Genomic DNA, 19,752 nt, shown 5'->3' with positions numbered 1-19,752 from the left:
CAAAAAGCACGCCGGGAACATTCTCCGGCGTGCTTTTTACATACCTAAAACCCAAGTGAAGAAAATGATAAGAATTGCAATGGGTGCGAAGTAGCGGACAATCACTTTCCATAATGAATGAAGTGTAGGATGCATCCGAAGCTCTTCCGCCGTATCCTCCTTTGTCAGTACAAAGCCTGCAAATAGGGAAACAGCCAGTGCACCGAGCGGCATCGCAATTCTGCTTGTCAGTAAATCTGCAAAATCAAAAATAGAGTTCCCGAAAATACTTACATCCGACAGCAGACCAAACGACAGTGCACTCGGAATACCGACCAAAAAGATCAGGCCGCCAAAAACCCAAGATGCGCGTCTTCTTCTGTCATGCTTTTTCCGAATCCCTGTAGACACAACGATCTCCAACATGGCAATTGCAGAAGTAAGCGTGGCAAACAGCATCAGGAAAAAGAAAATGATTAAAAAGACACTGCCGAACGGTATTTCATTGAAAATAGCCGGCAGGATCACGAATATTAACCCTGGCCCCGCTTCGGGTGAGTGACCCAGCGCAAACACTGCCGGGAATATGACAAGACCAGCCAAAATAGAAATTCCGATATTCAGCATGGAGACATTCAATGCAGACTGGCCCAGTTTCTCTTCCTTTGAAAGGTAGGAAGCGTACGTCATCATTGCCGTCACGCCGACACTGAGTGAGAAAAACGCCTGCCCTAATGCGACTAAGAAAGTAGTACCGTTGAAATAACTCCAATCCGGAACAAACAGAAAACGAACACCTTCCATGGCTCCGTCTAAGGTTAGCGAACGGACCGCCAGTATAATGAACGAAAGGAATAATAACGGCATAATCCATCGGCTTGCCCGTTCGATGCCTCCCCGAATCCCGCTCTGCACGATGAAAACTGTCAACGCCATGAATAGGGCTTGGGCCATTAATACTTCCCAAGGATTTGTGATGGTCGCATCAAATAACTCCCCATAATCCAGGCCACCCAGTTTGAAAGTAAAGGCCCGTGCCAAATAAGATAAAATCCATCCGCCGACGACACTGTAAAAAGATAAGATGATGAAAGACGAAGCAAGCCCCATCCAGCCGACCCATCCCCAATTTCGTCCGGCTGATAATTCCTTTAAAGAAGTTACCGCATCGGCATGTCCTCTTCTCCCAATGACAAACTCCGCCAATAGAATCGGTAATCCAATCAATAGAGTGCAAATGATAAATAACAGCACAAACACGCTGCCGCCGTTGGTTCCGGCCATATAAGGAAACTTCCAGATTGCACCTAAACCGATGGCACTGCCGGCGGCTGCTAAAATAAAACCTATCTTGGATGTCCATTGTTCACGCTGTTTCATAGTAGTCCTCGTTTCTTTTGTTAAATGACAAAGTCAGTAAATCTTATCATAATTTTGCGAAAGAATCGATAGCCAGCATGTTAACAGAGAGTTTTGAAGATTCGTTTGCATTAGTATATCTATTGGTGTAATATTACACCAATAGATATACTATGTAACTATGAGGTGACCATATGAATCAACAGCAGCTAATAGAATTACTATCTCTTAAGTTACGGGTGATCCGTTTGGAAAAAGAGTATTCCCAGCAAAAGATGGCGGATGTACTCGGTCTATCCAAAAAAACATTACTCCAGATAGAAAAGGGAAGGGCTTCTGCGAGTTGGACAGCTGTTATCGCAGTGTGTGCATTATTTAGGGACAGTGATGTATTGCAGGCGGCAGTTGGCGGTGATCCGCTTGAGGTGCTGGAGACGATTGCACATAACGGTATTGACCGCCGGATGGATCAGTCGATGGGAGGAAAAGTGTGGTGGCGGGAGCTGGAAACTAAAGGGCGCTTCCGTCTGCAGCAAAACTTGATCAGTCAGCATTATCGTATTTTAGACGAAGAACATTACCGCTGGTACAGCTCGTTTGATGAAGAAGAAGCCTGGCAACGTTTGGATGAATTAAGCGAGAAATAAAGGGGGATGCGTATGATTACGTCTTTGGCATTTGCGGTATTTCTATTGATAGGATTTCTGTTTTTTACAGCAATCGGTTCATTCTACTTGTTGTTTATGGGGCTGATTCACTACATTCCATTGGTGATTGCCGGGGTTATCATGTTGTATATATGGATTGTTATGATGCTGTTCCATTATTTCAGCACAAAACAGCGAAAACGTTGGTTTGGACTCATTGCAGGAGCTGTCATTATTGGCGCGGCAGTCTGGCCTGCGATGCAGTTATATAAAGCCAGTATTTCCACGGTGGGTGCGGAAGTAGATGTGTACTACTATGAGCCTTTTGCGTTTGACCGGGAATCAAAACTTGTCTCGCTGAAGGAAGAGGCAACAGTACAGTTTGAGAACCATTTGCCGCGAATAGACGGAGCTACAGCGCTGTACCCGTTATACGCGGCATTCGTTCAAGCAGTCTATCCGGAAAAAGAATATAATCCATACGACAGCGAAGTAATGGCCAATACAACACCAGTTGCCTATGATAATTTGTTCAATGGCAAAGTCGATATGATTCTGGCTGCAGGACCTTCAGATGCTCAATTAAAAGTGGCGAAGGAGAAAGGCCTTGAATTGAAGCTGACGCCGGTCGGACGGGAAGCATTTGTTTTCTTTGTAAATCAAAAGAATCCGATAAACGGCCTGGAACTGAAACAAATACAAGGGATTTATGCAGGCAACATTACGAATTGGGATGAAGTTGGGGGCATAAATGAACCGATTCGTGCATTCCAGCGACCTGCAGACAGCGGAAGTCAAACCGCATTAGAACGGTTGATGGGAGATATTCCAATTATGGATGCTCCGAAAGAAAATGTGTCGGAAGGAATGGGCGGTATAATTTCAGAAGTCTCAAAGTATCGAAACTACAAAAATGCCATTGGCTATACATTCCGCTATTACTCCACGGAAATGGTCGGTAATGAAGAGATTAAGCTCCTCGCGATTGATGGAGTGAAGCCGACGAAGGAAACAATCCGCAGTGATGAATATCCAATTGCTTCAGAGTTTTATATTGTTACGGCGGGTACGAAAAATCCAAACGTCGGGAAGTTCATCGAATGGATGGTTTCAGCGCAAGGGCAGGAATTAGTGGAGAAAGTCGGCTATGTGCCAATAAAAGAACAAATGGGGGAATAATATATTGACGAGACAACGCTTGAAAATAGCATGGCTTATTATGACTCTAATACCGGCGCCGTTCTTATTTCATTTCTATGAGTATGGGCAGTATGTTAAGCGTGAAGAAGCTTCGTATCTGCTGCTGGCATCTGTTTTATTTGTTTTAGTGACCGGCGGTTTGTCGGGCTTGATCAAGCTTCGTTTTGTTTTCCCGGTCAATATACTCACAGCAGTCATCTCGTTGCTGTTAGCGAAGACTTTCATTATTGACGACGGAGGGTGGTTCAAACCGTTGGGCCGGGATGTTGTTATCTTGCTTACTGCTTTTGTATTGCTAATTGGCCAATTACTGATTCGCGCGGTTGCGAAGCTCTTGATAGACCGATAGAAAAACGGCATGCCTTCCAATACAGAGGCATGCCGTTTTAATTATTTCTTCAGGGTATGTTTCTTTCCAGCCTGGTCAGTTACAACTAACTGCGAAGCTGTGATTTCCATGTCTTTTGCCAGGACGTTTGAGATCTTGCTTGTCTTTTTATCCAGCAGATTATACTTATAAACACCTGTTTTGTTAAAGTAGTACATGGCAGATAGATCGAACGCCACAGACTTATTGTTTTGGCTTACTCGATTGGTTTTTGAAGTGGCTTCCACTTCGTCAAAAATTACACGTGCAGTAAAGTTCAATAATGTCTTTTTGTTTTTACCATCCATGGCGATAGAATACAGCGTCAAAGGATCATCAATTGGCGTGTTTGGATCGAATGTAGAATCGAAAACGCGGTCCTTATTCTTTTCCAGCGTATAGTAAATACGGTCGTTCCAAATAAACATGTTGCGGAACTTTTGATCGATTGGAATGCTGCCGATTGTGTATCTCCAGTCATTTACATTAATTTTTACCAGACCATAGCCGGCAGGTATTTTGGTTTCGGGGTTAATCAAGTTCCAATACGGAATATACAGATCATCGTTATACAGCACCATTTGATAACCTGGCATAAGCAGTTCCCGGTTTATGCCATTATCAGGCATAGCCGCGCTGTCTAATATAGCAGAACGTGTTCCTGTTTTTTGATTCTCTTTAAATAACTTAGCAGAAGTTTTGTTTTTTGCAATGGTATAAGAGAAGCCATTCTGTTCAATTTTCTTTCCTTTGACACTTACATATGAATGGTAGTCTCCAAGCTTCATGGAATCATCCAGTGCACGCACTAAAAACGCTGAAAACTGCGCACGTGTAACAGAGTCTGCCGGCATATATTTCCCATCGGATCCGCCGGTGATTCCTTTTTTAGCAATACCGTTGATGTCAGGGAATGACCAATGTGCAGGCGATACGTCAACAAATGTTGCCTGGTGATCGACAGGAATAGTAAATGAACGACGGATGATCGCAGCCATGTGAGCACGTGAAGTATCTTCGCCGGGACGCATGAAACCGTTGTCCCCGCGCATGATTCCTTTTTCATTTACTGTGGCAAGAATTTGGTAGTACGATGAATTTTTTGTGACATCCTTAAACTTGACGGTCGGATTTTTTACGAGTGGAATCTTTAGTGCTTTTACAAGCATGGAAGAGGCTTGGGCACGTGTAATTGGATCATTCGGCTTAAAGGTACCGTCCGGAAAGCCGCCGATAATATGTCGATCCGCTAAATACATAATTTCTTCCTTGGCCCAATGTTTATCTACATCAGTAAATGATGCGTCAGCCTGTACTTGAAAAGGCACAGCCGCAAAAATCAGCAGAGCAATTAGTGCTCCGATAAGTTTGTTTTTCATACGATGGACCTCCCTTTGTTTATATACTTAATTGTACATGAATAATTTGGAAATGAATAGAAATTGAACTAATAAAAAACCGACAGAAATCGCGTTCTGTCGGTTTTTTAAGCATTATTTTGTGTCGATCTCAAACGTCTTTACCACATCGATACAGCCGATCACAGATTGCAGCATCGAACAGTTCTTCTCTGTCAGTTCCATAACGCGGGGCATTTTATCTTCCGTAATATTGGAGCCGGTGACTGTGAAATGAAGGTGCATTTTCAAGATGCGGCTTGCATCATCCTGCGAACGTACCACTTCCTTCACATCGACTGCGATATCATCTGCAGGCATACGCATTTTATCAAGAATTTTCCGCATTACACCGCCTCCGCACACTGCAATCGAAGCAACCATCAGCTGGTAGGGGCGGAATCCTTTTTCTTCATCGGAGGAAATATGTAACTTTCCAAACTCTGTTTCAGTTTCAAAACCGTGTTCTGTCATGTGGAATATCATACGATCAGCTCCTTTTGCAGTTAGTATACGATATTTCAGAAAAAATGCCAAAGATCGCTGACTGGCTTGGTATGTTTAATTTCGTCGGTTCGTGGAAGAATACAAATATGACGGAAAGGAGTGTTGAGACTTGAGTGAAAACAAACAGCCGCACAAAACACTGACTGATAAGAACAACGGCCTTTCATCTGCGCAGGAAGTATTGTACGCCAAAGATTATAAACGGGCAGACAAGGCGGCCGAGAACGAAAACAATGAAAAACCAAAAAGCTGATAGCCATTTTAAGCCCCAACGAATGAAATTCATTTGTTGGGGCTTTTCTCATGAATTTCTTCTGACGTATAGTTTGCTTCCGATGTATAATATGAATAAATACACTGGTGGAAAGAATGTAGAGAAATGAAAAAATAGGATGGAAGAAGGTACTAATACTCTTAGTCTCTTTTTTCTTCTATAATCTGGCCATCAAACGTGGACTTAAAGATTTCCTGACAGACAGGACTTTGAAGAAATGCATATGACGTCAAGGGATGGTTTTAGATTTAATAGGCTATTACTTGCCTGCCAAACAGACGGCCGATAAATTAGTCATTCTGACGCATGGTTACCTAGGGCATGCAAAACAAATGGGGCTATATGGGCAGTATTATTATGAGGAATTAGGATTCAATATCTTTATGCCAAATGCAAGAGGACACGGAAAAAGCGGGGGAGACTAGTATGGATTCGGCTGGCCTGATCGCCTGGATGTAATAGACTGGACGAAGTTGCTTGGCAATGGGTCCTGATACTGAAGTAGTCTACCATGGTTTATCGATGGGCGCTGCAACAGTACTGATGGCAAGCGGTGAACAATTGCCGAAGCAAGTAAAGGCTAGCATTGCGGACAGCCCGTACCAGTCCGTTTATCGGCTGTTTGCTTATCAACTGGACAGGATGTTTCATTTGCCGGCATTTCCGCTGCTTGATAATATGAGTTTATTGACGAATGCGAAAGCGGGCTATTCATTGAGGGAAGCGGATGCGCTAGGTGCAGTACGGCGGGCAACTGTGCCGATACTTTATATTCACGGACAAGCAGATACATTTGTACCGACAGATATGACGAAGGAGCTTTATGCAATGACGAAGAGTGAGACGGAACTGATATTAGTGGATGGTGCAAATCATGGGGAGGCATTTGTGATGGAGAGGGTTGCGTATAAGAAGACTGTGGCTGGATTCATTCATCAACATTTATCGGCTAATTCTAACCAATACTAGGATGTGAAAGGGGGGATATGTAATTGAAAATTCGTTTAGGTGTAATAGGACCTAGTCATTCTATAAAGATTATACAGAACGCGGTAAAAGAATTTGATGAAATCATGCTTCTTCCATTTCCGTACATAGAAATGGAAGAAACACAAGAAATTATTTCAGCGAATAAAAAATATGTAGATCAATGGTTCTTTTCTGGTCAGGCTCCCTACGACTATGCAGTAACTAATCAATTGATTTTGGAAGAGGAAGGACTTTATGCACCTTTAAATAGCAATAGTCTTAATAAAACGCTTTTAGAAGCCCAGCTGCAGGAGCAGAAAATTTTCCGCTCCATAAGTTTGGACACGATTCAGATTAAGGATGTCCAAGCTCAAACACCTCTGAATCTACTGACGGTACGCGCTTTTCCTTATAAGGGATACCATCCAGTCAATGAAATTATTGATTTTCATTTGCAAGCATTCGAGGAAGGCCAGATTGATGCGGCGATCACGTGTGTAAATGCGGTACATAAGAAACTGCAACAATTAGGAATACCGTGCTATAAAGTGGCTCCCGATGTTATCGCAGTTCGTCTAATTATCCAATATTTAAAGCAAAGAGGGGTATCACAATGGTACCGTAAAGCGCAAGTTGCCATTATAGCGATTGAAATTTTCCAAATCGGCTGGGAAGGAAACTTTTCGTATAAAATGAAATACCACGAATTAGAACTGAAAAAACTGCTTCTAAACTATGCTGAACGCATTAACGGATCGTTTGTAGAAATAGGGGACGGCCGCTACTTTCTCTACACAACAAGAGGAGAAATGGAGCTTCAGCTAAGCGAAGATTCACTGTTTGATTTAATTACGGAAGCAGAGGTGCAAAGTAAACTTGAAATACGGATTGGTCTTGGTTATGGGATTACATCCTTGGAAGCTGAACAAAACGCCCGGTTAGCGATTCAATATGTCAGAGGAAAAGAAAAGAAAAGTATTGTTTTTGTAGATGAAAATAAAAAGATCACAGAATCTGAAGGACATGAGCACTCTATTTCTTATGATAATCGGAAGGTTAGCAGTGAGTGGAATGAATTACTGGAAGCTGCTGAAATCGGTCCCGTCACAGTAGATAGAATTTATTCAATGGCTCTTCACTATAGAAAAAGCCAGCTTACATCCAAAGAGTTGGCCTCTTGGATGAATAGTACAGAGCGTAATGCCAGAAGAATACTTACCGAGTTAGAAAATGTCGGATTAGCCAAAATAACCGGTGAGGAACAATCCGGCCAGCGCGGCAGACCACGCAAGGTCTATGAGCTGCAATTTATGTAAAAGCAGATGACTTACAGATAAAGAACATTGCATACATGTCAGTATTGAGATACCAATAGTTTGGGACCTGTGAAATTTACAGGTTCCGAGCTATTGGTATCTTTTGTTATTTGCAAATTTATTAAAAAGTATTGACAATAGTATAAATTCAAATTACCATTAACGGAACGATAAAGGAAATGTCCTTTAATATAAAAGGAGAGAAGGTTTTATATGGTTAGTCAACAAGCTCGGTGTATCGATGAGTTGATCCCTTTAATGACTCGTTGGCGCCGGGATCTCCATAAGTATGCAGAACCCGGTTGGCTGGAGTTCAGAACTGCATCTATTGTGGCAGATGAATTAGAAGCTCTTGGTTATGAATTACAACTTGGTAAAGAGGTTATCGATGAACAGTCACGTATGGGTGTTCCCCCCCATGAGATACTGGCCCGGCATGAACAGAGGGCAATTGATGAAGGCGCAAATAGAAAGTGGGTAAATTATTTTACTGGCGGCTACACAGGGGTCGTAGGAACAATCCGAATGAATAAACCGGGTCCCACTGTCGGTATTCGTTTTGATATGGATGCGCTTCATATTAATGAAAGCGTTGACATCAGTCATGTGCCAGTGGAGCAAAACTTTGCCTCCATCCACGAAGGGGAGATGCATGCATGCGGGCATGACGCACATACATCGATTGGACTTGCCGTAGCAAATTATCTGGCAAAACATCGCGAGGAGCTTACAGGTACATATAAATTAATATTCCAACCTGCTGAAGAAGGAGTAAGAGGTGCAAAGTCAATGGTTGCTGCGGGAGTTGTTGACGACGTTGATCTCTTCCTTACATCGCATGTAGGTATAAATGTTGATTTGGGAACAGTAGTCAGTGGAATTGATAACTTTCTTGCCACTACGAAATTCAATGTCGTATTCAAAGGTAAAGCTTCCCATGCGGGTGGTTTTCCGGAAGAGGGGAAAAACGCTTTATTGGCCGCATCTTCCGCAGTCCTTAATTTGCATAGCATACCGAGAAGCGGTAAAGGTCAATCACAAATAAACGTAGGTAAATTACGCTCAGGGTACGATCGTAATATTATTCCCGCTTTTGCTGAAATGCAGGTAGAAACTCGTGGAGAAACGACAGAAATCAATACATATATGGTGGCTAAGGCGATGAATATTATTAAAGGTGCCGCACAAATGTATGATATTGACTATAAAGTAGAGATTGTTGGAGAGGCGAATACGAGTCAATCCAGTAAACAATTGAAGAATTATATTCAAAAAGTTCTATCTGACGTTCCAATTGTAGATAAAGTGTTGGATAGTGCACCATTTCCTATAGGATCAGAAGACGCAACATATATGATGAATAAAGTGATCGAGAACGGTGGACTAAGTACGTATATGATTTTTGGTACAGATTTGGCTGCCGGTCATCATCATGAGAAGTTCGACATAAATGAAAAAGTATTGGAGATTGGTTTGGCAGCTTACATTGAAATCATCGGAGGGATTGCTAAATTTACTATTGAAAACGAATTTAGATAATTAGAATCATAGTTCGATTATGCAGCTGATGAATAGATTAGAAAGTAATTTGACTAGAAATGAAAGCGCTTTATTATCCTGATAAAATAATAGGTTGGAGGAAAAGTTATGAAAAGAATGGGAATTTTATTGTCGGCATTTGTTTTATTATTTGTGCTAGCGGCGTGTGGAAAAGATAGCGGGAAAACAGCAGAAGGAAAATCAGAAGCGTCAGACGGCGGAGAAGTAAAAGTGGCAATGAGCGCACAACCGCCAACACTGGATGTTCAATTGACTACTTCAACAGATGCAATTGATGTTGCGATTAATATTTACGAAACACTTGTAGCGCAAAATAGTAAACAACAGGCAGAACCTATGTTGGCAGAGACAATAGAGAAAAGCGACGATGGACTTACGTATACATTTGAATTAAGAAAAGGTGTCAAGTTCCACAATGAAAAGGAAATGACATCTGAAGACGTCGTAGCTTCCATGAATAGATGGTTGGAAAAGTCATCCCGCGCGCAACTTCTTTTAGAAGGTGCAACGTTTGAAGCAACTGGTGATTACACTGTCGAAATGAAATTACAGACTCCTATAACAGATGTACTCGACATTATGGCTGGCCGTGGCCAATTCCCTGCTATCATGCCATCTGAAGTTATAGCCTCTGCAAAAGAAGACGGCGTAACAGAGAATATTGGTACAGGTCCATTTAAGTTTGTTGAGTGGAAGCAGGATCAGTTCATCCGCTTGGAGAAATTTGATCAATATGCAGCAGCAGAAGGAGAATCGGATGGTCTGATTGGAGATAAAACACCCCATCTTGACGCGATTGAATTCCATATCGTAACAGATTCTTCTACTCGACTTGCTGGTATTCAGACAGGTGAATACGATATCGCGTTAAATATGCCATTTGACAGTTATGATCAATTGATGAACACGAAGAACTTAAATACGTTCTCTTCTTTTGATAGCGGAACGATCAACGTTGCATATAACAAAAAGACTGGTGTAATGAGTAATCTAGCTATTCGACAGGCGATTAATGAAGGAATCGATGCTAACTCCATTATGCTTGCGGCAGTAGGAAATGAAGATTTATATAAACTGGATGCTGGCTATATGAGTCCCGATAACGAAGATTGGGCAACAGATGCGGGAAGCGAAAGCTACAATCAAAATGATCCGGAAAAAGCGAAACAACTGCTAAAAGAGGCAGGCTACAATAATGAGGAGTGGGCTAACCTAAATTTTTGAGACAATATAAAACACCTTCGAAGTGGTACACTTGTAAAAAGTACTTACAACGGAGGTGTTTTTGCGTGGGCAAAAACGTATATTCAAGCGAAGTAAAATGGGCAGTTGTCAAAGATAAATTGAGTGGGGAATTAACAACTAAAGAAATTATGGAGAAGCACGGAGTCAAAAATAAATCCCAGATTGAAACCTGGATGAGATGGTATCGTGCAAATGAAATATATCGTTTTGATCAACCGATAGGTAAACAATATACCTTCGGTCATGGACCAGAACTTTCGAGTGAAGCGGACAAGAAAGAACGACAGATGTCTCATTTAAAAATGGAGAATGAGATTCTAAAAAAGTACATGGAGATCGAAAGGAGATTGAGAAAGAAATAGTTCTTCAGATTGTGGAAAAACTAAAAAAGAAGTATACAATAACAGCCATTTTATCCGCATTAGGAGTACCACGAGCTACCTACTATAGGTGGCGTCTGGAGGAAACGGATAAGTCTCTTTCAGTGGAAGAGGAGGCTATTATAGAATTGTGTAAACGCACTAAATATCGGAATGGACATAGAAAAATCAAAGCATTTCTAAAGCAGGAATACAACATAGAATTGAATCGCAATACGGTTCAACGCCTCATGCAAAAGCATAACTTACAGTGTCGTATCAAGCCTAAACGAAAGTGGAAATCTCAAGGGGAAAGTATCATAATTGCCCCAGATCTTCTTAAACGTAATTTCACAGCTAGTGAACCGAATCAGAAGTGGGTAACCGACATCACCTATATCCAGTATGGTAGTACGACAAAATATCTTTCAACCATTATGGATTTATACAATAATGAAATTGTTGCTTACAAATTATACGACCATCAACAGACACCACTCGTAATTGACACATTAAAGGCGGCACTAGCTGCGAGAAACCACCCCACAGGAGTGATTATACATTCGGATCAAGGGAGTGTGTATACGTCATACGCGTATCAAGCCTATATCAAGGATAACGACCTGATCGGCAGCATGTCACGTCGAGGAAACTGTTGGGACAATGCGGTGATTGAATCATTTCATTCGAGTCTGAAATCTGAAGAATTTCAATACGTTAAATTTAATTCATTACGCAATAATATTGTAGTTGAACGAGTAATTGCCTATTTAAATTATTATAATGAAGAACGTATCCAAGAAAAATTAGGCTACCTGACACCGATAAAATATGGTGTCAAAGCAGCCTAATCATGGTGTTTTATATGTGTCTCATATCGCTAGGTCAGTCTAGAGGTCGTCCTTTATTCTACTAAGGATTATGACCACCATTATAATGCGGCTGTCGTTCTAAAAGAACAACTAGCACAGATGGGCGTCAATGCGAAACTAGAAATCTACGATTGGCCTACTCTACTTGAAAAGCGCTCTAACCCTGATAACTGGGATCTTCTGCTTGTCGGTACAGGATATGTCACGACACCATCTCAGTTACTGGTATTAAATCCGACGTATTCGGGCTGGACAGATGATGAGAAAATTACTGCTTCACTCGAAGAAATTCGTGTAGCGGAAACTAAAGAAGATGCCCTTGCGCAGTGGAGTGATTTACAAGCGTATATGTGGAATGATTATGTGCCCCATACATTATTTGGGCATTACGCTTCCATCATTACTACAACTGACAAAATTGAGAATGTCAAGATATTGAATACAGCATTGCTTTGGAATGTAAAGAAAAACAATTAATTCTAGAAACGGCTCTTACTTAGAAGGTAGAGCCGTTATCTTATAAAGTGGGCAGGCAATCTGCTTATTATGTTCTGAATAGGAGGAAACAGTGAATGAGATCATACTTCATCAATAGACTGCTATCTTTAATCCCTGTTTTATTTATAGTTTCTGTTGTCATTTTCATGATTATTCATTTGACACCGGGTGATCCGGCAGCGATGTTGCTGGGAGAAGAAGCTACTGAACAACAAATACAAGATTTACGTGAAGAACTTGGGTTAGATTTACCGATTATTGCGCAATACGGTCATTGGATCCTAAATGCGTTGCAGGGTGATTTAGGAACATCATATTTTATGAAGCAACCCGTAATCGATGCAATTTTGAGTCACTTAGCGCCGACCGTTTCGGTAGCTATTATTGCAGCATTCATCTCATTAATCATTTCTATTCCGATTGGTATCTTGGCTGCAACACGTAGAGGGACGAATACGGATCGTACAGTGATGGGCATTTCCTTACTCGGTATGAGTGTACCAAGTTTTTTACTTGGTTTATTTTTAATATTACTGTTCGGTGTTAAGCTGCAATGGTTGCCCGTCGCGGGATACCAGCCACTAAGCGCAGGATTTGTTGAACATATTAAATACTTAATCTTACCTTCTATAGCATTGGGCTCTATGCACGCGGCATTGATTGCCAGAATGACTCGTTCCAGTCTATTAGAAGTTCTGAATATGAACTATATTAAAACTGCAAGATCAAAAGGTGTAAGCGAATATTTAGTCGTAATGAGACACACATTACGTAACTCTTTCCTCCCTATACTAACCGTTATTGGGCAAACGTTAGGGGCGCTTATTGCCGGGGCTGTCGTAACCGAGACCATTTTTAACATTCCTGGTATTGGCCAGCTGATCATCAATTCCGTAGAACGCAGGGACTATGCAGTTATTCAAGGTGTAGTTCTGTTTGTTACATGTACTTATGTATTCATTAATTTAATTATTGATTTACTGTATGGTGTAGTAGATCCACGTGTTCGTTTGAACAAAAAGTAATGAGGAGGGATGAGCATGAATCTTATTCAAGAAAATAGTATAGTGCAGGATGAATTTTTAGAAGCAAAGAAGCGTTTAAAAAAACAACAAAAAGCTCTTATGTTCAAAAGAATCATGAGGAACCGTGGTATGGTAATCGGCGGAATCACAATGATTTTCCTACTATTACTGGCTATTGTCGGTCCCTTTCTCATTTCTTACGGACCTTACGAAATGATCGTAACAGATCGGCTGCAAGCCCCAAGCGCTGCCCATTTGCTTGGCACAGATAACTTTGGCCGGGACTTATTATCAAGAATGGCATATGGTGCACGCGTATCGCTAAGCGTTGGCTTATCAGTCGCTGCATTGGCTTGTTTCTTCGGAATGATATTTGGCTTGTTGGCTAGTTATTATCGCGCGCTTGATAATATTCTAATGAGAATATGCGATGGACTTATGGCGATTCCCGGGGTTCTTCTGGCGATTGCTTTAGTGGCTGCACTTGGACCGAAAAAAGAAAACGTAATCATCGCATTAACAATCGTATTTATTCCGAACGTGGCGCGTGTGGTACGTTCAGCAGCGCTCGTCGTACGAGAAGAAACATATATAGAAGCAATTCGTGCTCAAGGTGCAAAAACTTGGAGAATTATCGTATTACATATTGCGCCAAACACCATTGCACCACTGGTAGTGCAAGCATCCTTTATTTTTGCTGACGCCATTATTACGGAAGCTGCTTTAAGTTTCCTAGGTGCAGGAATTCCAGCACCCGAACCTAGCTGGGGGAATATCTTGCATGATGGCAAGGTAGTTATATTTAGCGCGTGGTGGATGACGGTATTCCCTGGGATTTTGATTGTGCTGTCTGTCTTGGGGCTTAATTTACTAGGTGATGGAATTCGTGACTACATTGATCCGCATACACGTAAATAACAGTACGATGAGCAACGCAGTGAAAAGGAGGTTTATTTCATGACTGGTAATAAATTATTGGACGTTAGAAACTTGAGAACGCATTTTAATACGGAGACAGGACAGGTAACGGCTGTTGATGATGTATCTTTTCATGTCGACAGTGGAGAAATATTAGGTGTAGTAGGGGAGTCCGGTTGTGGAAAGAGTGTTACTTCCCAGTCTATTCTGCGATTATTCGATGAGAAATACTTAGTTGAATATGAGGGGGAAATCATATTCAGGGGAGATACTGATTTATTGAAGTTGTCTCAATCTGAAATGCGGGATGCACGCGGCAATGAAATCTCTATGATTTTCCAGGATCCACTTAGTTCATTAAATCCGGTATTGACGATTGGGTTTCAAATCGCTGAATCGATCATGCTGCATCAAAAAGTATCCAAAGAAGAAGCATATAAGCAGGCTGTGGAAATGCTGAAGTTGACAGGCATTCCCGCACCAGAGAAAAGAGTACATGATTATCCCCACCAGTTATCAGGGGGTATGAGACAACGTGTAATGATTGCAATGTCCCTGGCTTGTAATCCCAGCTTATTAATCGCAGACGAGCCGACTACAGCTCTTGATGTGACAATCCAATCACAAATATTAGACTTGATTAAAGATTTAAATGAACAGTTTAATATGGGTGTTGTGTTTATCACACATGACCTTGGCGTGGTAGCAGAGCTTTGTGATCGTGTAGTCGTAATGTATCTAGGACAAATTGTGGAAGAGGCTGACATATATAGCTTATTTGAGAACCCGCTGCATCCCTATACTAAAGGATTGATCAAATCAATCCCGCAAATGGATGGTGACAGAGGAGAGGAACTTCATGTCATTAAAGGGATTGTGCCGTCTTTAGATAATGTTCCACAAGGCTGCCGTTTTGCAGCAAGATGCGAATTTGCGGATAACTTATGCCGAACAAAGGTGCCTGGACTCGAAGTAGCAAGTGATAGCCAGAAAGTCAGATGCTGGCATTATGAAGACATTGCAAAAAAAGAGGGGGCGTTGAAATATGCTTCAGCAAAATGAGTCGGAGCGTAAAGTTCTTTTGGAAGTGAAAGGTTTAAAGAAGTACTTTCCTGTAAAAGGGTCCCTTGGAATGATCAAAGGCAATCAACAAGTTGTAAAAGCAGTGGACAATCTAAACTTTACGTTATACGAAGGTGAAACATTTGGTCTCGTAGGTGAGTCAGGTTGCGGTAAAAGTACTACGGGTCGGACAATTATGAGATTGATGGAGCCGACTGAAGGGGAAGCGATTTATCGCGACGACGATATATTTCAGCAATCAAACAAAGAAATGCGCAAAACGCGTGAAGAAATCCAAATGGTATTCCAAGACCCTTATTCTTCATTGAATCCTAGAAAGAGAATCGGTAAAACATTGGAGGAACCTCTCATTATTCACGGACTTGGCGAGCGGAAAGAACATACCGAGCGAGTGATGGAAATTATGCAAAAGGTAGGTCTTCAATTAGATCATTATTATCGATACCCGCATGAATTTTCTGGTGGACAACGTCAGCGAATAGGTTTGGCGAGGGCATTGATCGCTAACCCTAAGTTAATTATTTGCGATGAGCCTGTCTCAGCACTTGACGTTTCGGTTCAATCGCAAGTCATTAATTTATTACAGAGAATGCAAAAAGAGTATAAATTGACGTATCTATTTATCGCCCATGATATTAGTGTAGTTCGTCATATTTCTGATCGAATTGGAGTCATGTATCTAGGGAATTTAGTAGAGACAGCACCTACGGAAAAATTGATTGGAAATCCATTGCATCCTTATACACAAGCACTATTATCTGCGATTCCTATGCCGAATCCAAGAATCAAAAGAGAAAGAATTACTCTAAAGGGTGAGATTCCATCCCCTTTGAACCCTCCTTCAGGTTGTGTATTCCACACGCGCTGTCCGTTCGCAATGGATAAGTGTAAGGAAATTAAGCCTCAAAGCAGAGAGATTGAGAAAGAGCATTTTGTTTCATGTCATTTATATGAGTAATACCGTGTAGGAGGGATATGTATGTCAGATGAAGAAATCTTAGTAGACTTTTTAAATGTAAATTCAGCTTTTCAATCACAGGCTATATCAGGGGAAAGTCAATTCACATTCCTGTCTAAGTTCACAGGAAAAGCTGAACTTTGGACGCTGAATGAAGAAAATAAACCGGTACAGGTTATTGAAACACCGGACCGTGTAATGGATGTGTATCACGGTCCGAAAGGTGATTGGACTGTCATCGGTATGGATTATAAAGGAAATGAAAAACAACAAATATATGCATATCGAACTGATGCTGAAATTAAAGAATTGATACCTTTGGTAGTATCACCGGACCATTTCCATCATATCGGAGGCTGGTCTCCTAACGGCAAATTTCTATCCTTTTCGAGTAATCGAAGAGCGGCAGGTTTTTTTGACGTATTTATTGTGGATATAGAGACAAAAGAAATCAAGAAAGTATACTCGCACGATGCAAATTGTATACCGGTAAGCTGGATTGACGACGAAAATATAATTGTAAGCAGTAAAGTAACGAACATCGATAGTACGCTGTCTGTAGTACATATCCATAATGGTTCAATAAATGTAATTGGAAATCAAGACGTTTCTTCGCGCTATGAAATGCCGATTGCCGATACGATTTCAAATAATGTGTATATGTTAAGCGATTATAAAGAAGAGACCTTGCATCTATGCAGATTTTCAGTAGACCAGCCGGCACAAATTGAAAAGTTACTTCACTGGGAAAAGTGGGATATGGAGGAAATTAGCTTTTCGCCTGAAAAAGAGTTACTCGCCTTTACGTTGAATGAAGGTGGGATTAATCGTTTAGGATTTTATTCTCCACAATTAAAAGCTTGTGAGTTAGCAGACGGTATTCCTAAAGGCGTTATCAGTTCCATGTCTTGGTTAACAAATGAGATTTTGATTTTCACTTTAAAAACTCCTATAGCACCGGGAGATATTTGGAGTTATGACGTAGCATCGAAAAAAGTGAATCGACTAACTTTTATAGGTCAATCAAAGACTGTCGGCAAGTTTTGGTGTGAGCCGGAATTGCGCATCTTTCATTCATTTGATGGATTAGAAGTTCCATACTTTTTCTATAATAAAGACGCTTCAGTTAATCAACCAGCTGTAATCTATGTCCATGGCGGGCCAGAATCACAAACGAAGGCTGAATACAATCCTGTTGTACAATACTTAGTGCACAAGGGAATGGCTGTCGCTGCACCGAATATTCGCGGAAGTAACGGCTATGGCAGATCGTTTTTACAAATGGATGACGCAGACAAACGCTTAGACGCGGTTGAAGATCTGGCTTGTTTAGCGAAAGAATTAACAGCGACACATCAGGTAGCAGAAGATAAAATTGGCATCATAGGCAGAAGTTATGGAGGATTCATGGTGCTGGCGGCTTTAACCCACTATCCTAATTTATGGGCAGCAGGGGTGGATATCGTGGGAATGTCGAATCTGAAAACATTTTTACAAAACACTGGAGAATGGCGCAGATATTTACGTGAGAGTGAATATGGTTCATTGGAACAATACAGCAAGTATTTTGATAAGATTGCCCCTATGAATTTGACAGATAAAATTCAAGCTCCTTTATTGGTTTTCCATGGACGAAATGATACACGGGTGCCTGTTAGTGAAGCACAACAGCTGGTGGACGATTTACAATCACGTAAATCACCAGTGAAATTTATTGTTTTCGAAGATGAAGGTCATCATACAGAAAAAACTGCTAACCAAATCACAATGCATATGGAGACCGTAGCATTCTTTGATCGATACTTGCGAAAATGAAAATTTCAGGAGGTAGTATCAATGATATCAGTGAACAGCGAAGCTTCCAGTGTAATGAATACACTTCTGGAAAATGAACAAGTGCAAACAGGCTTAGAGTTTCTAAAGTCTGATAATATGAATACGGCAGAAGAACAAATTGAGATTACCGCAATTGAATCACCGACATTTGAAGAGCAGGTCAGAGGAAATGTCTACAAAGAAAAATTACGGCAACTAGGCATTGATGATGTAAAAATTGATGACGTGGGAAATGTATTCGGTATTAGAAAAGGTACCGGTGGCGGGCCTTCGCTTGTCGTCTGTGCACATTTAGACACTGTATTTCCAGCGGGGACGGATGTAGAGGCAAAACAGATCGACGGGAAAATATTTGCACCTGGTATTTCTGATGACGGAAGAGGTTTGGCATCTGTACTGACTATCATACGTGCCCTGAATGCTAGTGCTATCAAAACAACGGGAGATCTCATTATAGGTGCTACGGTTTGTGAAGAGGGATTAGGCGACTTAAAAGGGGTTAAACATCTTTTTAACACACGGGATGATATTGACGGTTTTATATCTATAGAACCAGGTAACCCGGAACGCATCACATATTTAGGTACAGGCAGCAAACGCTACATAGTGACGTATAAAGGACCAGGGGGGCATAGTTTTGGAGGGTTTGGAACTGCGAATCCAATCCATGCGCTAGGTCGGGCAATTGCTGAAATATCCTCTTTGAAAATACCGGTAATACCTAAAACCACGTTTAATGTTGGTGTCATAAACGGGGGAACATCTGTCAATACGATTTCAGAAACGGCTTCCATGACCATCGATCTTCGTTCCAATGAACAGCGAGAATTGGTGAAGTTGGAAGAGAGAGTTTTGGATATCGTACATAGGGCTGCGATTGCAGAGAATGCATGTTGGGGAAAGAATGATGAAGTAACAGTCGAATGTCAAGCAGTAGGTAGCCGGCCAGCCGGTACTCAAAGTGAGGACTCCTGCATCGTTCAGACCGCGCTGGCATCCACAATAGCATTAGGTTTTGAACCCGTTTTAGATGATGCGTCCAGTACAGACTCAAATGTCCCCATTCATTTAGGCATCCCTGCAGTTACGCTTGGCGGAGGCGGAGATGCTGGCGGCTTTCATACGTTAGACGAGTATTTTGATCCAACAGACGCGTATTTTGGTGTGCAAAAAGTGTTCTTAACTATTATTGGACTACTCGGATGTGAAGGAGTTTCAAATCCATTGCTTGAGAACAGAAGATAATAAAAAGAAAGGAGAAAAGCTTCTCGCTTTTCTTCTTTCTTTTTATTATCTCAATATAGATGCATAGTATTTGTCCATTGACCTCCCCCACTAACAGTTCTATACTAATTCTACAAAGATTGAAAATCATGATTTCCC

The 19,752-nt window shown here is 41.3% G+C and carries 20 protein-coding genes; 17 read left to right on the top strand and 3 right to left on the bottom strand.

Going from position 1 to position 19,752, the window contains the following annotated elements; all coding sequences use genetic code 11:
- Positions 1-36: 36 nt before the first annotated feature.
- Positions 37-1,359, bottom strand: coding sequence for a sodium-dependent transporter (locus SporoP33_RS08670; protein ID WP_081243338.1), 1,323 nt, complete (start codon positions 1,357-1,359; stop codon positions 37-39).
- Between the two features lie 173 nt (positions 1,360-1,532).
- Here SporoP33_RS08670 and SporoP33_RS08665 point away from each other — a divergent pair, with 173 nt between their 5' ends.
- Genes SporoP33_RS08665 through SporoP33_RS08655 form a run of 3 tightly spaced genes read left to right on the top strand, consistent with a single transcriptional unit; the run spans position 1,533 to position 3,534 of the window.
- Positions 1,533-1,985, top strand: coding sequence for a helix-turn-helix transcriptional regulator (locus SporoP33_RS08665; protein ID WP_081243337.1), 453 nt, complete (start codon positions 1,533-1,535; stop codon positions 1,983-1,985).
- Between the two features lie 12 nt (positions 1,986-1,997).
- Positions 1,998-3,164 carry a substrate-binding domain-containing protein gene (locus SporoP33_RS08660; protein WP_081243336.1) on the top strand — a complete coding sequence of 389 codons (1,167 nt, stop codon included), beginning with the start codon at positions 1,998-2,000 and terminating at the stop codon, positions 3,162-3,164.
- 4 nt (positions 3,165-3,168) lie between these two features.
- Positions 3,169-3,534, top strand: coding sequence for a hypothetical protein (locus SporoP33_RS08655; RefSeq protein ID WP_081243335.1), 366 nt, complete (start codon positions 3,169-3,171; stop codon positions 3,532-3,534).
- Positions 3,535-3,575: 41 nt separating this feature from the next.
- Here SporoP33_RS08655 and SporoP33_RS08650 read toward each other — a convergent pair whose 3' ends face one another.
- Both SporoP33_RS08650 and SporoP33_RS08645 read right to left on the bottom strand, forming a co-directional pair.
- Positions 3,576-4,931: an S-layer homology domain-containing protein gene (locus SporoP33_RS08650; protein WP_081243334.1), complete on the bottom strand. Its 1,356-nt coding sequence runs from the start codon at positions 4,929-4,931 to the stop codon at positions 3,576-3,578.
- Positions 4,932-5,045: 114 nt separating this feature from the next.
- Entirely contained in the window at positions 5,046-5,435 is a 390-nt protein-coding gene (locus tag SporoP33_RS08645) for an OsmC family protein (RefSeq protein WP_081243333.1), read from the bottom strand.
- 130 nt (positions 5,436-5,565) lie between these two features.
- Here SporoP33_RS08645 and SporoP33_RS08640 point away from each other — a divergent pair, with 130 nt between their 5' ends.
- The 14 genes from SporoP33_RS08640 (at position 5,566) to SporoP33_RS08580 (ending at position 19,614) form a co-directional block, all read left to right on the top strand.
- Positions 5,566-5,709, top strand: a complete 144-nt coding sequence (locus SporoP33_RS08640) for a YfhE family protein (protein WP_081243332.1) — start codon at positions 5,566-5,568, stop codon at positions 5,707-5,709.
- Positions 5,710-5,966: 257 nt separating this feature from the next.
- Positions 5,967-6,155: an alpha/beta hydrolase gene (locus SporoP33_RS16340; RefSeq protein ID WP_231293219.1), complete on the top strand. Its 189-nt coding sequence runs from the start codon at positions 5,967-5,969 to the stop codon at positions 6,153-6,155.
- Between the two features lie 58 nt (positions 6,156-6,213).
- A complete protein-coding gene (locus tag SporoP33_RS16335) occupies positions 6,214-6,699 on the top strand; it encodes an alpha/beta hydrolase (RefSeq protein ID WP_231293218.1) in 486 nt (161 codons plus the stop codon).
- A 23-nt stretch (positions 6,700-6,722) separates the two neighbouring features.
- Positions 6,723-8,015: a helix-turn-helix domain-containing protein gene (locus tag SporoP33_RS08630; protein WP_081243331.1), complete on the top strand. Its 1,293-nt coding sequence runs from the start codon at positions 6,723-6,725 to the stop codon at positions 8,013-8,015.
- A gap of 213 nt (positions 8,016-8,228) precedes the next feature.
- Entirely contained in the window at positions 8,229-9,554 is a 1,326-nt protein-coding gene (locus SporoP33_RS08625) for an amidohydrolase (RefSeq protein ID WP_081243330.1), read from the top strand.
- A gap of 108 nt (positions 9,555-9,662) precedes the next feature.
- Positions 9,663-10,799, top strand: a complete 1,137-nt coding sequence (locus SporoP33_RS08620) for an ABC transporter substrate-binding protein (protein WP_081243329.1) — start codon at positions 9,663-9,665, stop codon at positions 10,797-10,799.
- Between the two features lie 65 nt (positions 10,800-10,864).
- Positions 10,865-12,030, top strand: a protein-coding gene (locus SporoP33_RS08615) for an IS3 family transposase (protein WP_099662801.1) whose coding sequence is annotated in 2 segments (ribosomal slippage) — positions 10,865-11,141 and positions 11,141-12,030 — 1,167 coding nt in all. Because the reading frame shifts where the segments join, the coding sequence is not laid out codon by codon here.
- 120 nt (positions 12,031-12,150) lie between these two features.
- The gene (locus tag SporoP33_RS08610; RefSeq protein WP_081243328.1) at positions 12,151-12,528 is read left to right on the top strand and encodes a periplasmic substrate-binding domain-containing protein; all 378 of its coding nucleotides are present in this window, start codon (positions 12,151-12,153) and stop codon (positions 12,526-12,528) included.
- A 95-nt stretch (positions 12,529-12,623) separates the two neighbouring features.
- Positions 12,624-13,574, top strand: coding sequence for an ABC transporter permease (locus tag SporoP33_RS08605; protein WP_081243327.1), 951 nt, complete (start codon positions 12,624-12,626; stop codon positions 13,572-13,574).
- A gap of 15 nt (positions 13,575-13,589) precedes the next feature.
- The gene (locus SporoP33_RS08600; RefSeq protein ID WP_081243326.1) at positions 13,590-14,492 is read left to right on the top strand and encodes an ABC transporter permease; all 903 of its coding nucleotides are present in this window, start codon (positions 13,590-13,592) and stop codon (positions 14,490-14,492) included.
- A 39-nt stretch (positions 14,493-14,531) separates the two neighbouring features.
- A complete protein-coding gene (locus tag SporoP33_RS08595; RefSeq protein ID WP_081243325.1) occupies positions 14,532-15,554 on the top strand; it encodes an ABC transporter ATP-binding protein in 1,023 nt (340 codons plus the stop codon).
- Positions 15,538-16,533 carry an ABC transporter ATP-binding protein gene (locus tag SporoP33_RS08590; RefSeq protein ID WP_081243324.1) on the top strand — a complete coding sequence of 332 codons (996 nt, stop codon included), beginning with the start codon at positions 15,538-15,540 and terminating at the stop codon, positions 16,531-16,533. The genes SporoP33_RS08595 and SporoP33_RS08590 overlap by 17 nt, the downstream gene beginning before the upstream one ends.
- Before the next feature lie 21 nt (positions 16,534-16,554).
- Positions 16,555-18,348: a S9 family peptidase gene (locus SporoP33_RS08585; RefSeq protein ID WP_081243323.1), complete on the top strand. Its 1,794-nt coding sequence runs from the start codon at positions 16,555-16,557 to the stop codon at positions 18,346-18,348.
- A gap of 21 nt (positions 18,349-18,369) precedes the next feature.
- The gene (locus tag SporoP33_RS08580) at positions 18,370-19,614 is read left to right on the top strand and encodes a M20/M25/M40 family metallo-hydrolase (RefSeq protein WP_081243322.1); all 1,245 of its coding nucleotides are present in this window, start codon (positions 18,370-18,372) and stop codon (positions 19,612-19,614) included.
- Positions 19,615-19,752: the final 138 nt, after the last annotated feature.

The sequence above is a fragment of the Sporosarcina sp. P33 genome (genome assembly GCF_002077155.1).
Classification (GTDB): domain Bacteria; phylum Bacillota; class Bacilli; order Bacillales_A; family Planococcaceae; genus Sporosarcina.
This window is presented reverse-complemented; position numbering and strand designations above follow the sequence as displayed.

Bases quoted from the DNA above. Each gene is read 5' to 3' on its own strand.
- SporoP33_RS08670 (WP_081243338.1), bottom strand. From the start codon at position 1,359: ATGAAACAGCGTGAACAATGGACATCCAAGATAGGTTTTATTTTAGCA.
- SporoP33_RS08665 (WP_081243337.1), top strand. From the start codon at position 1,533: ATGAATCAACAGCAGCTAATAGAATTACTATCTCTTAAGTTACGGGTG.
- SporoP33_RS08660 (WP_081243336.1), top strand. From the start codon at position 1,998: ATGATTACGTCTTTGGCATTTGCGGTATTTCTATTGATAGGATTTCTG.
- SporoP33_RS08650 (WP_081243334.1), bottom strand. From the start codon at position 4,931: ATGAAAAACAAACTTATCGGAGCACTAATTGCTCTGCTGATTTTTGCG.
- SporoP33_RS08645 (WP_081243333.1), bottom strand. From the start codon at position 5,435: ATGATATTCCACATGACAGAACACGGTTTTGAAACTGAAACAGAGTTT.
- SporoP33_RS16340 (WP_231293219.1), top strand. From the start codon at position 5,967: ATGGTTTTAGATTTAATAGGCTATTACTTGCCTGCCAAACAGACGGCC.
- SporoP33_RS16335 (WP_231293218.1), top strand. From the start codon at position 6,214: ATGGGTCCTGATACTGAAGTAGTCTACCATGGTTTATCGATGGGCGCT.
- SporoP33_RS08625 (WP_081243330.1), top strand. From the start codon at position 8,229: ATGGTTAGTCAACAAGCTCGGTGTATCGATGAGTTGATCCCTTTAATG.
- SporoP33_RS08620 (WP_081243329.1), top strand. From the start codon at position 9,663: ATGAAAAGAATGGGAATTTTATTGTCGGCATTTGTTTTATTATTTGTG.
- SporoP33_RS08610 (WP_081243328.1), top strand. From the start codon at position 12,151: ATGGGCGTCAATGCGAAACTAGAAATCTACGATTGGCCTACTCTACTT.
- SporoP33_RS08605 (WP_081243327.1), top strand. From the start codon at position 12,624: ATGAGATCATACTTCATCAATAGACTGCTATCTTTAATCCCTGTTTTA.
- SporoP33_RS08600 (WP_081243326.1), top strand. From the start codon at position 13,590: ATGAATCTTATTCAAGAAAATAGTATAGTGCAGGATGAATTTTTAGAA.
- SporoP33_RS08595 (WP_081243325.1), top strand. From the start codon at position 14,532: ATGACTGGTAATAAATTATTGGACGTTAGAAACTTGAGAACGCATTTT.
- SporoP33_RS08590 (WP_081243324.1), top strand. From the start codon at position 15,538: ATGCTTCAGCAAAATGAGTCGGAGCGTAAAGTTCTTTTGGAAGTGAAA.
- SporoP33_RS08585 (WP_081243323.1), top strand. From the start codon at position 16,555: ATGTCAGATGAAGAAATCTTAGTAGACTTTTTAAATGTAAATTCAGCT.
- SporoP33_RS08580 (WP_081243322.1), top strand. From the start codon at position 18,370: ATGATATCAGTGAACAGCGAAGCTTCCAGTGTAATGAATACACTTCTG.